The sequence below is a fragment of the Peribacillus phoenicis genome (assembly GCF_047238085.1).
Taxonomy (GTDB): Bacteria; Bacillota; Bacilli; order Bacillales; family DSM-1321; genus Peribacillus.
Genome location: NZ_JBDFMF010000001.1, coordinates 3,769,852 through 3,785,352, shown reverse-complemented (window position 1 = coordinate 3,785,352; position 15,501 = coordinate 3,769,852). Strand labels below are relative to the sequence as shown.

The 15,501-nt window shown below is 38.9% G+C and carries 16 protein-coding genes; 10 read left to right on the top strand and 6 right to left on the bottom strand.

Features of this window, described 5'->3' with window-relative positions; translation table 11 throughout:
* Window positions 1-17: 17 nt before the first annotated feature.
* Window positions 18-239, bottom strand: a complete 222-nt coding sequence (locus ABC374_RS18545; protein WP_034309346.1) for a DeoR family transcriptional regulator — start codon at window positions 237-239, stop codon at window positions 18-20.
* A 525-nt stretch (window positions 240-764) separates the two neighbouring features.
* Between ABC374_RS18545 and ABC374_RS18540 the strand changes: the two genes are divergently transcribed.
* From ABC374_RS18540 to ABC374_RS18525, 4 genes are all read left to right on the top strand, one after another.
* The gene (locus ABC374_RS18540) at window positions 765-1,115 is read left to right on the top strand and encodes a hypothetical protein (RefSeq protein ID WP_101223034.1); all 351 of its coding nucleotides are present in this window, start codon (window positions 765-767) and stop codon (window positions 1,113-1,115) included.
* Window positions 1,116-1,292: 177 nt separating this feature from the next.
* Window positions 1,293-2,063 carry an isocitrate lyase/PEP mutase family protein gene (locus tag ABC374_RS18535; protein ID WP_413019373.1) on the top strand — a complete coding sequence of 257 codons (771 nt, stop codon included), beginning with the start codon at window positions 1,293-1,295 and terminating at the stop codon, window positions 2,061-2,063.
* 24 nt (window positions 2,064-2,087) lie between these two features.
* The gene (locus ABC374_RS18530; RefSeq protein ID WP_350299791.1) at window positions 2,088-2,660 is read left to right on the top strand and encodes a bifunctional transcriptional activator/DNA repair enzyme AdaA; all 573 of its coding nucleotides are present in this window, start codon (window positions 2,088-2,090) and stop codon (window positions 2,658-2,660) included.
* A 29-nt stretch (window positions 2,661-2,689) separates the two neighbouring features.
* A complete protein-coding gene (locus tag ABC374_RS18525; protein ID WP_413019372.1) occupies window positions 2,690-3,166 on the top strand; it encodes a methylated-DNA--[protein]-cysteine S-methyltransferase in 477 nt (158 codons plus the stop codon).
* A gap of 652 nt (window positions 3,167-3,818) precedes the next feature.
* On the opposite strand, the gene ABC374_RS18520 is transcribed toward ABC374_RS18525, so the two are convergent.
* Window positions 3,819-4,577: a DeoR/GlpR family DNA-binding transcription regulator gene (locus ABC374_RS18520; protein WP_413019371.1), complete on the bottom strand. Its 759-nt coding sequence runs from the start codon at window positions 4,575-4,577 to the stop codon at window positions 3,819-3,821.
* 228 nt (window positions 4,578-4,805) lie between these two features.
* On the opposite strand from ABC374_RS18520, the gene ABC374_RS18515 reads away from it, so the two are divergent.
* The 5 genes from ABC374_RS18515 to phnX are packed head-to-tail and all read left to right on the top strand — an operon-like array spanning window position 4,806 to window position 10,105.
* Window positions 4,806-5,558: an ABC transporter ATP-binding protein gene (locus ABC374_RS18515; RefSeq protein ID WP_413019370.1), complete on the top strand. Its 753-nt coding sequence runs from the start codon at window positions 4,806-4,808 to the stop codon at window positions 5,556-5,558.
* A complete protein-coding gene (locus ABC374_RS18510; protein WP_413019369.1) occupies window positions 5,551-7,167 on the top strand; it encodes an ABC transporter permease subunit in 1,617 nt (538 codons plus the stop codon). Before ABC374_RS18515 ends, ABC374_RS18510 begins: the two co-directional genes overlap by 8 nt.
* A 13-nt stretch (window positions 7,168-7,180) precedes the next feature.
* A complete protein-coding gene (locus tag ABC374_RS18505; RefSeq protein WP_413019368.1) occupies window positions 7,181-8,173 on the top strand; it encodes an extracellular solute-binding protein in 993 nt (330 codons plus the stop codon).
* 25 nt (window positions 8,174-8,198) lie between these two features.
* Window positions 8,199-9,293 carry a 2-aminoethylphosphonate--pyruvate transaminase gene (gene phnW, locus ABC374_RS18500; protein WP_413019367.1) on the top strand — a complete coding sequence of 365 codons (1,095 nt, stop codon included), beginning with the start codon at window positions 8,199-8,201 and terminating at the stop codon, window positions 9,291-9,293.
* Window positions 9,290-10,105, top strand: a complete 816-nt coding sequence (gene phnX / locus ABC374_RS18495) for a phosphonoacetaldehyde hydrolase (protein WP_413019366.1) — start codon at window positions 9,290-9,292, stop codon at window positions 10,103-10,105. The genes phnW and phnX overlap by 4 nt, the downstream gene beginning before the upstream one ends.
* Window positions 10,106-10,348: 243 nt before the next feature.
* On the opposite strand, the gene ABC374_RS18490 is transcribed toward phnX, so the two are convergent.
* The 4 genes from ABC374_RS18490 to ABC374_RS18475 form a co-directional block, all read right to left on the bottom strand.
* On the bottom strand, window positions 10,349-11,704 hold the full coding sequence (locus ABC374_RS18490) for an APC family permease (RefSeq protein ID WP_413019365.1): 1,356 nt from the start codon (window positions 11,702-11,704) through the stop codon (window positions 10,349-10,351).
* Complete coding sequence (locus ABC374_RS18485; protein ID WP_413019364.1) at window positions 11,679-11,945, bottom strand: hypothetical protein; 267 nt, start codon at window positions 11,943-11,945, stop codon at window positions 11,679-11,681. Before ABC374_RS18485 ends, ABC374_RS18490 begins: the two co-directional genes overlap by 26 nt.
* Window positions 11,946-12,057: 112 nt before the next feature.
* The gene (locus tag ABC374_RS18480; protein ID WP_413019363.1) at window positions 12,058-12,525 is read right to left on the bottom strand and encodes a hypothetical protein; all 468 of its coding nucleotides are present in this window, start codon (window positions 12,523-12,525) and stop codon (window positions 12,058-12,060) included.
* 26 nt (window positions 12,526-12,551) lie between these two features.
* Window positions 12,552-13,178, bottom strand: a complete 627-nt coding sequence (locus tag ABC374_RS18475) for a Rossmann-fold NAD(P)-binding domain-containing protein (RefSeq protein ID WP_413019362.1) — start codon at window positions 13,176-13,178, stop codon at window positions 12,552-12,554.
* Between the two features lie 400 nt (window positions 13,179-13,578).
* Here ABC374_RS18475 and ABC374_RS18470 point away from each other — a divergent pair, with 400 nt between their 5' ends.
* Window positions 13,579-15,219, top strand: a complete 1,641-nt coding sequence (locus tag ABC374_RS18470; RefSeq protein ID WP_413019361.1) for a PucR family transcriptional regulator — start codon at window positions 13,579-13,581, stop codon at window positions 15,217-15,219.
* Window positions 15,220-15,501: the final 282 nt, after the last annotated feature.

Here is a 15,501-nt window from a genome sequence, read left to right as displayed (position 1 = left end):
TCGGGTGGTCGTTCTTTTTACGATGACATCTTCACCTTTTTACTTGTTGTCGTCCAAAGGCCTCGGCTTGGGCTTTGAACAAGGTCATTGTATGCTAAGACATTTAAATCGCGCTGCACAGTTCGAGGAGTGATGCCAAATTCTTCTACAAGCTCTTGAGTAGAAACCGTACCGTTATTACTAATGAACATATAAACGGATTTAATACGGGTTAACATGCGATTTGTTGAAGGTTTCAAAAAATCACTCCTTATTCTTTTCATTGTTATTTTGAACAAATGAAAACAACCGATATGTCGGACAGCATTTCAGCTGTCACTATGTACTTGCTATACCCACCCTATAACTCCTCGGAAACATTTAGAAAAAATAAGATGTCATTAGATTCATTCTACCCCTTTGCAAAAGCAAATTCTAGGAAAAGATACTAATTTACTAAATATTACATTTATTATATCAAATTTTAACAAAATTATTCTCTTTACCTATACAAAATTAATAAAGAGCTTTTCCATTTGTTCATGCTCATATTTTGCCAATACAGGATGCTTACTATGCACACAACACGAACGTTGACTTTTAAAGCATATACATGTTATTTTACTTAAAACGGATCGTAAATCGTAACAATTACGCTTTGTGTATTGATACAGGAATTGCTTGATGGCTTGCGGTTACGATGTCATAATGAGGTATCGGGCAGTACAGACTTTTCATACATATCTAAAAGGATTTAAATATAAACCAATTCGAGGTAGAGCCATATGAACGAAAGATTAATGGAGTTTTTATTGCGCGACGAAGTAACCAGACTTTCTGGCGTCAAAAAACAAGTGTATGAATTCATCGTGAACGAAGAAGATTATCTTGCATCGAAGGCGGACACGGTCGATCAATTCATGAGATTGCTGGTAAAGCATTCTCCGCCCAGGCTCGCAGCCCGTCATTTCAATATGCCTTATGGGGAAATCATTCGTTTCATGAATGAAATAGAAGATGAACTGAATGAGAGATTAGAGGAAAGATGCAAGAAAGTGAAGTGGATGGACTACACGGAAAAGGACCAGCAGGCATTTGAGGAATATCATAGGAAGTTATATCTATTTGTAAATTAATAAATTGATCATCAAAATGCCCTGGTATGAATGGGCATTTTTTTTATTTGTCTGGAACCGTTAAACGGGAATCCAGCACAATCATTGTTTGAATGGACCATAAGAGCAAGAATGAGGACGATTTGGAGCTGGGGTGATTGTTAAAATGAGGATAAATAAATTTTAGGAGCAACTATAATGACTAACATTAAGGAATTCAATGAATTACACTTTTCGAAGGACCTGTTGATATTGGGGAACGCCTGGGATCTATTATCGGCCTTGATTCTCGAGAAATCAGGATTCAAGGCGATTGGAACGACAAGCTGGGGAATTGCCAACTCCCTTGGTTATTCCGATGGCGAATTGATTGATTTTGAAAGACATTTAGGTATCATTAAACTAATTACGGATAATGTGAAAATTCCCGTCACTGCGGACATTGAATCAGGCTATGGTGAAACCGAAGAAAAGATTGTCGATAATGTGTTAAGGACGGCAGACGTCGGTGTAGCCGGGATCAATATTGAGGATTCGCTCAAAAAACAAAAAGGTCTAAGAGATATATCTCAACACTGCAGCCTACTATTAAAAATAAGAGAAGCGTTGGATTATAATGGGTATGAAGGTTTTTACATCAATGCTAGAACAGATACTTATTTTCAAAAAGAAAATCCTTTCCCGGAAACAGTAGAGCGGGCAAAAGCGTATGTGGAGAGTGGTGCCAGCGGAATATTCATCCCTGGATTAACGAAGCATGATGAAATAAAGGAAATCACTTTGAATATAGATGCTCCCCTTAATGTATTATCTTTGCCTAGATTAACGAATGGTAAGGAGCTTGAAGGATTAGGAGTGAAACGATTCAGTTTCGGAAATGCCCTATCTGATAAAATCATTGCTTTATTAGAACAAGATACAGCACGAATAGTAGAGCTAAATGACACCTCACATTTATATGGGAACTAAAACGTGAAAGGATGCGGGAGTATAATGGCTGTTGCTATAAATCTTTCTTTTGAAGAAATGTGGGAGAAGATCATTGACTGCGACCCAAAATATGACGGATTATTCTTTACGGCAGTAAAGACAACTAAAATATACTGCCGCCCTTCATGCAGGTCAAGGAAGCCGAAAAAAATAAATGTGAAATTCTATCATGACATCGATGAAGTCGAAAAGGCTGGTTTCCGTGCTTGCAAAAGATGCCAACCGGAAGTTGATGATTCCCCGAAGATGGGACTTGTCAGAGATGTCATCGCTTTCTTGGTAAATCAGTATAATCAAAAAGTGGAATTAAAGGATATTGCCAATCATGTCGGTGTAAGTTCCTATTATCTGGAGCGGCTATTCAAAAAGGAAACGTTAGAAACTCCCCGTTCCTATTTGGAAAAAATCAGAGTGGATAAAGCGGCATACCTTCTAACAAGCACAAGTCGAACGAATCTTGAGATTTGCCTTGAAGTGGGTTTCCAAAGCCCTTCAAACTTTTATAAGGTATTTCGCCGATTGAAAAATTGTTCTCCGAGTGAATATCGCAACATGAATCTTAAGAATCGAGTGTAATCCACATATACAGAAATGGAGGTCCTTATATGACTGAATTACATAAATTAGATTATGAATCGCCAATTGGAGTTATCGAGATATCAGGAACGAATGAGGCCATCTGTTCCATAATGTTTGCTGTAAGGGATACAGAGATAAATATTATGCAAGATCAAACGCCCAAGGTTTTGGTGGAGTGCTTTAGTCAGCTTGATGAGTATTTCAAAGGTGAACGCAGGGAATTTACATTTCCTTATATACTTGAAGGGACCATCTTCCAAAAAAACGTGTGGAACGCTTTAACAGGAATCCTGTACGCTAACACGGGTTCCTATAAAGACATCGCCGTTTCAATCGGTAATGAAAAAGCCATTAGGGCAGTAGGGAGCGCTAATGGCAGAAATAAGTTAAGCATCGTGATTCCTTGTCATCGAATAATAGGTTCAAATGGGAAATTAACTGGTTACGCGGGTGGCTTATGGAGAAAGGAATGGCTCCTTCAGCATGAAAGGAATTTTAATTGAGGTACTAGGCTCAACTTTATGGGAATCGCCGGACCCGGTCAGAGTCAAAACCAGAAATTAGCCTGAGTTTCACTCTCCATTGATGGAGGACACAGTTTTTTTATTTCAAGTTGCAGTTGATTTCAGAAATCCCCTCCCTTTCCGCCGACTGTCTGCCAAGCCTCCTCGACGCAAGCGTCTGTGGGGTCTCGGCTAGCCAGTTATTCGGCAGGAGTGTCGCAAATTTCTTTCATCCATTAAGGAGTACAGGAATAAAACATGAAAGATAAACTAGTCTTAAACATAATTCGGAATAAGACCAGCCTGCAGTTTTTTCTTTTAAAACACGTTCCAGTTGATTGGAACGGAAGGCGCGAGACTCCTGCGGGAAAAGCGAGTCCAGGGGATACCCCACATGCGCAAAAGCGCCGAGGAGGCTCCCGGACCGCCCGCGGAAAGCGAGTGCCTGGAGTAGAAATCAACGTTGTGATGAAGGTGACGCTTTGGGCTAATTGGTCCCTGAACATCATTTAGTCCGGCAGTTATTGATTTCCCGAAGGTGATCGCTAAAATTAGACTGGTTAAACGTCCTTTATTCCGAATACACTTGGCATTCGCCGAATCTGAAAAACGGGAATTATACTATTGTATAGTTCCCGTTTCTTTCTTGTATTTAAGAAAGAATCAAATTTGTTGCGGTCTCTTTAAACGAAGAGATGAAATCTTTATGCAGATGATCGTCCGTTATGATGTAATCGATTTTATCCAGTGATGATATCCCGATGGTCACGTCTTTCCCGAACTTTGTGCTGTCAGCGGCTACATAGACTTCTTGGGATAGATCGATGATTTTTTTTCGTGTGTTCGCTTCTTCTAAATTATAGTCGGATATGCCTTTTTCAACGGTTATGCCACTCGCACAAATGAATGCTTTTGAAATATTCAATTCACTAAAGTTGAATAAGTAGTCAAATGCAACAATGGATTGTTCATTTCGCCTGACTTTCCCGCCAATGATCAATATCTCGATATCGCTATGAATGAGCTCATTTACAACGGGAATCGAACTGGTTATCACGGTCAGTTTCTTTTTCTGTTTTATATATTTAGCGATTTGATAGGTTGTCGAACCACTATCGATATAAATGCAATCACCATCGTCGATATACTCACTGCATTTTTGGGCGATGGATTCCTTTTCTTCTAATTGACTGAACATCCGTTCATCTATCGTCGATTCTCCAAACTTCGATTGAACCAGCTTAACGCCGCCATAGATCTTTTCAATTTTTCCTTGCCTTGTAAGAAGGTTAATATCCCTTCTGATGGTTTCGATGGAAACTTGCATTTCTTCAGTAAGCTCGGCAATCTTCATAACTTTTCTAATCGTTAATAACTCGATGATCTTCTTTTGCCTTTCAAGAGGAAGCATAAGTTACACCCGCCTATTCTTCATATCTATCTTCCTGATATTCAGTTTAAGTGTACTGTTTACCGCGAACATATTCAACATATAGATGATAAAAATATCAATAGTTAGTCAAAAGTTAGTATTAAGTTGGTAAGAAAGTGTTCAATATTTACAGAGTATTTACAAAAATCTCAAATTCGTTTTACAAAGGGCTTTTATACTAAGGGTGTATTAAAGGAGGTGAACGGTTTGCTAAAATTACAAAATATTAGCAAGCAATTCGATGGAAAATCAGTTTTGGATAATATAAATCTTGAAATTAAAGCGGGGGAGATCGTTTCACTATTAGGACCAAGTGGAAGCGGCAAAACTACTTTATTGCATATAATTTTGGGCTTGACGGGTATCAATCATGGAAAAATCATTTTCAATGATACCGATTTGAGTAACGTGCCCATGAAAGACCGGGGATTTAATATCGTTTTCCAGGATTATGCTCTTTTCCCGCATTTGAATGCCTATGAAAATATCGTTTATGGATTGAGGAACAGGAAGGGATCCGTTTCCAAGGAAGAGCTTCAGGAATACATTGATTTCCTGGAATTAACGCCGCATTTGAAAAAAAGGATCAGCGAATTATCCGGGGGTCAGAAACAAAGGGTTTCGATCGCAAGGACTCTTGTAATGAAACCGAAGATCCTATTACTTGATGAGCCGCTGAGTGCTTTGGATGGTGTGATCAAGGAATCGATAAAGGAACGCATCAAATCCATCGCCCGAGAATTTAAGCTGACGACAATCATAGTGACACATGACCCGGAAGAGGCTTTGACGATGTCCGATAAGATTTTGATCATTAATCAAGGGAGTATTTCTCAATTTGGATCGCCTCAAGAAATCATCAATCAGCCAGCCAATGATTTTGTGAAGGAATTCATTCTTAAACAACTGGAGATCAAGAGAGAAAATATTTACAACTTATTCGGTGAAAAGTATGCCTGATGTAAAACCGGCAATGAGAGTCATTTATATACCTATCTTACTGCTATTTGCCGCTTTTCTTTTCTTGCCGCTTGGGATATTGTTCGTCCGTTCTTTTGAAACGGCTGATGGAATCGATCTCTCGAATTATCTAACGGTCCTTTCAAATGCAGAGCTGATGATGTCATTTGGAAACAGCGTGAAAATCTCAGGGCTCACAGCCGTCATTACGACCGTTTTAGCCTTTTTCCTGGCCTATTCCATCCATTGCACCCGATTATATAGGCCATTAAAAAGTGTAATTAAAACCGGGATCCTTATTCCGATGCTGCTTCCGACGATCACGTTCGGGTTTGCGATTATCTACTCTTTCGGCAATCAAGGAATCATAACGAAGATTTTTGGAAGGAATTTATTCGATATATACGGATTTAATGGATTATTGATAGGTTATGTGATCTATACATTGCCATCAGCTTTTCTGCTCATTAATAATTCCTTCAAGTACATGGATAAAAAGTTCATCATCGTTTCAAAATTAATGGGTGACGGAACGATAAGAAGTTTCATGAATACGATCATACGGCCATTGTCGGGAACTTTGGGTGGAGCTTTTGTACTTTCCTTCATCTTGAGTTTCACCGACTTTGGGATACCGGCTTCAGTAGGCGGGACCTACTCCGTCGTTGCGACGCAGCTTTATCAAGTCATGCTAGGTTCACTTCCTGATTTCAATAATGGTGCAGTGATTGCCATTCTCATGCTCATTCCGGTAGTATTCAGTGTTTTTCTATTAAACTATCTGGAAAAACTTAATTTTCATTATGACAAGTTCAGCGATATCGAATTGACGAAGCACATAGGAAGGGATATATGTTTTGGGGGAATCTCGCTGCTGGTCTTGATAGGGATGTTTTCTGTATTTGCGGTCATGTTCATTGCACCATTTTTAACTAGTTTCCCTTACGATCTCTCGTTCACCTTAAAGCACTTTATCGACACATTCCAATCAGGCGATTTAACGTCAGTTTATAAAAACTCCTTATTCGTTGCCTTGATGACGGCTGTAATGGGAACGTTCATCGCCTTTAGCTCTGCGGTTTTGAATGTCCGGACGCCCCTTAAGGGGAAATCGTCAATGGATGTCATTTCGATGCTGACGAATACAGTACCGGGAATGGTGTTGGGCTTATCGTATTTGCTGCTGTTCAACGGCAGCAGCTGGAAGGGGACCTTTGCAATCATCATTCTATGTAACATTGTCCACTTCTTTACAACACCCTATTTAATGGCGAAGAACTCTTTATCCAAAATGAACCCTGGTTGGGAAACCACCGGGAATCTATTGGGGGATAGCTGGATCAGGACAATCTATCGTGTCATTCTGCCAAATTCGGCATCTACGGTGATCGAGATGTTCAGCTACTATTTCATCAATAGTATGGTGACGATCAGCGGAATCATCTTTTTGGTCACGGCCCAAACCACATTAGTGGCCAGTAAAATTAAAGAGCTTCAGCATTTTGCCAAATTCAATGAAATATTCATCCTGTCTTTGCTTATCTTTTTTACAAATCTAGTCGTGAAACTGCTTTGTGATCATTATCAAAAAAGACAATTCAAACATTAATGAGGGGGATATTATGTCTAAAACGTTGAAGATAGCCTTACTTTCTTTAGTTGCTCTAAGTTTGGTATTTGTATTGGTGGGCCGTAACAGCGGCAAAGCGGATGAGGAAAAGGTGGTCATTTATACGAATGGCGATGAAGAAGCCACTGCAGCAATGGAGACTTCCCTGAAAGATGCCGGATACGAAGGGAAATATGTCCTTCAATCATTAGGCACATCAGAATTAGGAGGGAAACTGCTCGCAGAAGGCGCTGAAATCGAGGCAGATGTCGTGACGATGAGTTCTTATTTCATCGAAAGTGCCCAAGGTCAGCACGCCATGTTCAAGGACCTATCGTTCAGTACAAAAGCATTGGAAAAAAATCCAGCATATTATACGCCGATTTTGGCAAATACCGGTTCCATTTTTGTCAATACGGAAGTGCTTAAACAAAAAGACCTGCCGATGCCTACTTCGATTAAGGATTTAACAAAGCCGGAATATAAAGGGTTCGTTTCAATTCCTAATATCCTGGACTCTTCAACAGGGTGGCTGTTAGTTCAAGCAATAATCAGTCAATACGGTGACGCAGAGGGGAAAAAGGTTCTCCATGACTTAATAGCAAATAGCGGTCCGCATCTTGAGAGCTCAGGTTCAGGCCCAATCAATAAAGTTCAAGCAGGGGAAGTGGCTGCCGGTTTTGGTTTACGCTACCAAGCCGTGATGGCTAAAGAGTCGGGCTTACCGATCAAGTTCGTCGATCCGATTGAGGGGAATTTCTCCTACACGGAATCCGTTGCTGTCGTAAATAAAGATAATGAAGCTAAAACAAGTTTAGCAATGAAAATGGCAGAAACAATCAGTAAAGATGCTAGAGAAGAATTGCTGAACCATTACCCGGTCGCACTTTATGAAGGTGAAAAGGTAACGGAAAAGAACAAACCGGCTCACCCTATGAAATACAAGCAGCCCCTAACGGTTGAATTATTAAAACAGCATCAAGAGTTCTTTAAATCAGCACAATGATAAATATAGTGAGGAGTGAAGTTAAATGAATACCTATAAACTATTAACGCCTGGACCGCTGACCACTACAAGTACGGTGAAACAGGAAATGCTTGTTGACCGCTGTACGTGGGAAAATGATTATAAAGAAATCACACAAAAAATCAGATCCCAGCTTCTTGAATTGGCATATGCTGCAAACGGAGAATATACGGCTGTACTTATGCAGGGAAGCGGCTCGTTTGTTGTAGAATCTGTGCTGACGACAGCACTTTCAAAATCCGATAAAGTGCTGATCATTACGAATGGCGCATATGGAAAGCGGATTGTGAAAATGGCGGAGTGCATCGGTCTGAATCATGTTGAATATGGCGTTGAGTACAATGAATATCCAAAGGAAGCTGAAATCCGGAACATTTTACTGGATGATCGTGACATCACACATATAGCGATGGTTCATTGTGAAACGACGACAGGGATTTTAAATCCGATAGAGATGGTTTCGAAGATATCAAACGAACAAGGGAAATCCTTGATTATTGATGCGATGAGCAGCTTTGGCGGAGTGGAGATGAATGTGCCTGAACTCGGAATTGATTATTTGATCAGCAGTGCGAATAAATGCATTCAAGGAATCCCCGGTTTTGGTTTCGTCATTGCAAAGCTTGAGAAATTGTTGGCTTGTGAAGGCAATGCCCGCAGTTTGTCCCTGGATTTATATGATCAGTGGAAAGAGATGGACAAGGATGGGAAATGGCGCTTCACATCTCCAACACATGTAGTGGCCGCGTTTGCTAAAGCGCTGGAAGAATTAACGGAAGAAGGGGGCATCCCAGCGAGATTCACCCGTTATAAAAATAATAATGATAGGCTGAGGGAGCTGATGGGGAAATTGGGCATTCATGCATATATCTCACCTGATAAACAATCGCCTATCATTACAACATTCCTTTTTCCATCTGAAACCTTTGATTTTGAGGACTTCTACAATTTCATCAAAGAGAGGGGCTACGTAATTTACCCCGGAAAGCTGACTGACATAGATACATTCCGGATCGGCAATATTGGCGAAATCCATGAAGAAGATATCGAGGAACTTGGCAGGATCGTAGAAAAATATATGAAAGTGGTGACAGTATGAATAAGGTAGAGGGAATCATTTTGGATTGGGCTGGAACAGCAGTGGATTTTGGATGTTTTGCACCAGTGAATGTTTTTGTGGATATTTTTAAGAATGCTGGACTGGACGTGACGATGGAGGAAGCCAGAGCTCCGATGGGCATGCTGAAAATTGACCATATTCGTGCGATGCTGAACATGCCAAGGATATCTTCGTTATGGGAGGAACAATACGGAAAGCCATTCAATGAGGAAGACGTTGAAAAACTATATGCTGAATTTGAACCGGCATTGATGATGTCATTGGCGGATTATACAGATCCCATTCCAGGGGTCATCGAGACGGTGGAAGCACTAAGGAATCGCGGCCTGAAGATTGGATCGACAACGGGATATACGGATACAATGATGGAGGTCGTCGTAGCAAATGCTTTGCAAAAAGGGTATGGGCCGGATTTCCATGTAACCCCGGATGCAACCGATTCGATTGGCAGGCCTTATCCTTACATGATCTATCGGAATATGGAAAAATTGAAATTAGCGGCATCATGGAAGGTAGTGAAGGTAGGCGATACCATTTCCGATATGCAAGAGGGAGTGAATGCTGGGGTATGGTCGGTCGGAGTCATTGTCGGAAGCTCTGAGATGGGATTGAGTTTGGATGAGTATACAAGTTTGCCAGATAGAGATAAACAAGAACTCATCTCTAAAACGGCAGATACCTTTATGAAAAACGGCGCAGACTTCACCATCAAAACGATGGAGGAACTACCTGAACTCATAGATCGCATCAACCTTCTTATAGCAGACGGGAAAAGACCTCGTTCAAGCTAACTTTCATCCGAAGAAAGTGCAGAATCTTTCATCCTTGAGTAGGGATGAAGGATTGCTGCACTTTTTCACTGAGTTCTATCCCGATTCTCTTTATTTCTTATTAGAATTTTGAGGATTGACTTACGACATCAATTTCGTTAGATAACCATTCGATAGATTAATTCAGTAATGACCTGTAGGTCTCATACCGACAATAGTTTGTGTCTAAATCCGTTTTTCATCTTTTTTATAAACATCGTGACTTTATTTTAAATCTACACTATAATTTTCTTCGATTTTCAATACTGGCGGCTGTTTTTTAAGTCCTTTTGTCAATACAAGTAAATAAATGAAGCCTATTATTAACCAACTTACTCCAAGCACTTTTGAGTGCGCATCAAGATTCACAAGAAGTAAAATATCAAGAGCAGCTCCAATAATAGGAACAAATAAATATAAGACAGTTCCTTTTACCGAACGTTCTCTATTTCTAATATAATAATGAGCAATTACGGCAATATTAACACAAGTGTAAGCTAGAAAAGCCCCGAAATTAATAAATGATGCTACAAGATCTAAACTTAAAAATAAAGCAAGCAAAGAGACAAAACTAATGATCAGTATATTATTTACGGGTGTTTTATATCTCGGATGCAGGGTGCCAAAGAACTTTTTAGGAAACTGTCCATCTCGCCCCATCGTATAGAGGACTCGTGACGCACTTGCCTGGGACGACATGGCACTACCCAATACAGCTAATGCGTAAAGCGCAAGATATATTGAGTACATCACCTTTCCACCAACAAGTTTAATAATTTCGTAGGCAGCCGAATCAGGATTATTAAATGTGTTATACTCTGGCCATACTAGATACGAGAAATATGAAACACTTGTAAAGATTAAACCACCACCAAGAGTAATTAAAATAACTGCTCGGGGAATTGTTTTCTTAGGGTTGACTGTTTCTTCCGCAAACGCTGTAACTGATTCAAACCCAAGGAAACAAAAGCATAATAATGCTGCTCCAGCTATTGTATAAGAAAAGGGTTCTTTCGAATTATAGAATGGCTCAAGAGATAAAAGAGTTGCTGTGCTTTCGCCCATAAAAATTTCCTTAATAGAAAAACCTATAAAGATAAGGATAAAAAGTAAAGCGAAAATCGTTATGAATGCGTTTACATTTGTGGCAAACTTCAATCCTTTAATATTAATAAAAGTGACGAGCACCAGCATACCTGAAATCCAGATGTAACTTGGAATTGTTGGAAAGGCTGCTGAGAAAAAAATACCAAATACTAAATAATTCACCATTGGCATAAATAAATAATCCATTAAGATCACCCATCCGACAAGAAATCCAACAGAGGGATTGATCGATTTTTGCGTATAAACATAAGCAGAACCGGAAGATGGAAACGCAATTGCCATTTTCCCATAACTGTAAGCAGTAAACATCATTACCACTAGAGCAACTATCATTGCTCCCGGAACCATACCGTGAGAAATATTAGTCGCAATACCATATGTAGTAAAAGCTGTGGTTAACCCCATAAATGAAAAACCAAACAACACAACTGGAATGAGTGTCAGTGTTCTATCTGTTTTCATTAGCTTTGACATGTAAAATACTCTCCTCTTTTACCTGATTTAACCTTTCACAAGAAATGGGATCTGAATTTTTACTTCCATAGCTATTTTTATTTTTAATACGTGGTTTTCTAGAAATCATAAAAAAGTCAGTAAGATGCGGAGCCTGCTTTGAATTATCCATGAATTTGTTGTCTTGTTTCCCCATTCCTCGTAAGGAATTCCGTCTGCAGAATAACAAAGATAATTCCTGCAAAAATCTTCTCGCCGGCATCTTTACTGACTCCTGGAATTTCTTTAATAGCGACCTGTTCAATAACGTGTACACCAATTTCTAATCAATCGAAATGAAACGTAGAATATGAGATGACTCTAAGGACGCTTTATTATTTTGACAATAGTAACTCCGTTTTTATATCTGTATAAGGCATGTTATGATTGATCCCAACTTCGTGATGAACAATTTCACCGTTCAAAGTGCTGATACAATTTCTTACTATTACATCATTTTCTACAACCTCTTTCAAACCATTATTCGCAATGTTCATAATATATGGGCCGGTTGTCATCAGCATCATGTTTGTCGAGGTTTGTGGACATAGAGCCGGCATATTCGGGACACAGTAATGTAGGACTTCTTGTTCGTAGTAAACTGGATCCTCTAAAGTCGTATAACGTGAGGTTTCAATTATACCCGTTCCTGCAATATCAATAATAATGGAATTAGGTTTCATCTTCCTGACCATCTCTCGTGTAATGAGAGGCTCGGTTACCCCTGGCATCGGATAAATTGTATTAATTAAAACATCACTTTGAATAAGTTCTTCGAACATCATATCTTTATCCCAACCCAAAATGTCCACCTGTGGCAACTGATTGTTCAAATAATCATGCGTTTCATTGATGCTTCCATGATTGTTACATTCAATCCAAGACCCACAGCAACTTGCGCAGTATTGAGTCCAGCATTGCCACCACCAAGTATGAGTACATTGCTCGAAGGTAAACCGGCCAGTTTCCGGAGAAGTATTCCTTTTCCGCCATAACCATATTGAGCATATTTGACTGCTTCAAGCATTGCTAATGTTCCTGCAATTTCACTCATTGGTTTAATCGTAGGTCTTGTCCCGTCAGGTAAAACGATTAATTCCATTGATAATGAAATTGCTTTTTTATCTAGTAATGCCTGTGTCATTTCATGATTTACATCTTCCGCCAAATGAAACCATGCCATTATCATTTGATCTTCTTTAAGAAGGCCGTATTCATAGGGTTGAAGTTCCTTCACTTTAACAACAAATTCTGCCTTCTCATAAATTTCGTCAATCGTGTTTACTATTTTTGCTCCAGCCAAAACATATTTCTCGTCACAAAAACCACTAGCTTCACCTGCCATGCTTTGTATTAGTACTTCATGACCGTAAGCTGTTAATTTTTTTACCCATGTTGGATTTAATCCCACTCTAGTCTCTGCAGTTTTTAATTCTTTAGGAACTCCTACTATCATTGTTCATTCTCCTTTTTAATTGCATTTAATTTATTGAACATTCTAAAATCTTACAGGGAAATGATAGCCCTTTCATTAGACACGGGGTTAAATTTATATTAGTTTTTTTTTAACCAAGCACTTTTGGTCTTCTTGAACTTTTAGGAATATAGCATTGGGGAAAAATAATAATTTTTCCATTGTTTTCTATTGGTCATTTTAAGTTTCAGTACTGCACACATATAACTGATGAAATATAGTGTGAATTATGAAATTGATTAAGGTCTTTCATCAAAGCACGTAAAAGAACGCATAACTTGGGGTTAAACAGAGATAGGGTTCCATATTTTATGGGCTTAGACTTTCTAGTATAGTTATAATAAGATGATACAGCTAACTATTATAAAATGAGGAGGTACATATGCTTACAGTACAAGATGTTCTTAAGCGCCCACTCTTTTCAAAGACGGAGGTAGTTGCGGGGACAAACGGGTTGCATCGTCAAGTCAAATGGACACATGTCCTTGAAATTCCGTTTTTTGATGATACCATCTTTCAGGGAGGGGAACTAATACTCTCCACCGGATTTGGGTTTGAATGGAGAGACTCCTCTAATACTTCATTTTTGTTAAATCTTATTGAACGCAACGCTTCATGTTTATGTATAGAACTTGGACACCACTTCGAAAAGGTGCCTAAAGAAATGATCGAGATGGCAAATGAGTATAACTTTCCGATTATTATTTTCAAAGAATTCATAAATTTCGTCGAAATAGCACAGGATCTACATTCGTATATCATTAATGCTCATCATGAGAAGTTGGTTACATTAGATTCTATTTCAAGAAAGTTCCATTCATTGTCACTCACAACTCATGGGTTATCCAATATTTTAAAGTTGTTGCAACAGAAGACAGAAGCACCAATTATCTATCTTCCTATAGATGGAACACCTTTTTCGATTCCAGGATTGAAAAATGAATTCATGGAAAAGCTACTTCAAACCATTTATGAAGATAAAGAACACTGGCATGACCGAATTACAAATGATTCGCCCGTTGAATGGAAGGCATTAAACCATACTATTCTTCTCCAACCGATCGGAGCAATGGATCAAATCTGGGCGTACCTTGTTATGGTTTTAGATCGTGAATCGGATGAATTTGATTTCCTAATCCTTGATCGTGCTTCTCTAGCAATCTCACAAGACTTATTGCGCAAACATTATTTGGATGAAAAACGATTACGGTTAGAATCTACATGGCTAAATGATTTACTTTATAGACGCATCAATAATGAGGAACAAGCAAGGGGATTTATTTCGTTAAAATCTAAGCGCGCTTCTATACGTTATCGAATTGTAATCGTTGATATCGAAGGTGTTTTTCATCCGTCTACATTAAGTTTATCGGATGAAGAAAATGAATCCGCTATTTATCATTATTCTTTAAAAATTCGATCTGGGTTCGCAAAACATTCTTTTACACCCTATATCACATCAGTGAGAAACCAGATTATTGTATTAGCTATTGATCTTGGAACTGCCGATTCCTCTAAGGCCCGCTTCTTGAAAGTGATCAATGCCTTGCTATATGTTAAAGAAGGTGAATCTAGCCAAATCCGTATAGGCGTTGGGCGACAATACCAGTTACTTTTGGATGCTCATACTGGTTATCGAGAAGCGCAGTTAGCTTTAAATTATCGTACGTTTTCAACAAGTGCCTTTTACGAAGACCTTGGCATCTTTCGGCTGATACAATTAATTCAGCATGATCAAGATACAGTCCATTTTATTGAAGACTATCTCTCTCCTTTAATATCCTATGATAAGGAATATGGAACGGAATTGCTTTTGACTTTAGCAAAATACTTTGAGCTTGATCGCTCAAAGAAGCTTACTGCTCAAAAATTGCATGTTGTAAGACAAACACTCTATCATCGGCTGGAAAAAATAAAAAAGATTCTTGATCTTGATTTTGATATGCCGGAGAACAGATTAAACGTTGAAATGGCTTTGAAAGCATATCAACTCATACAGCAAGGGGAAGTAGCTACGAAGTAGTTATCAACCGCCAACCACATTACACCTACAGTAATAAAATCTAATACGTTATTTTGAGATAACAGCTGATGTGATACGTTTAAAGGCATAATGATACTTACAAGCAGGAGTATTTCGTAGCAGCCATCACTTGCAAGTTTTATTTCCCTTATTAATACTATCAATAATTAGGTTAAGACAGAGGATAAAAGTAATTTAGGAATAATATTCATCAATGTCCATACCCGTACTCCAATATTCAGTTTATCATTCATACGCACTTAATGAATGGTAAGTTATAGT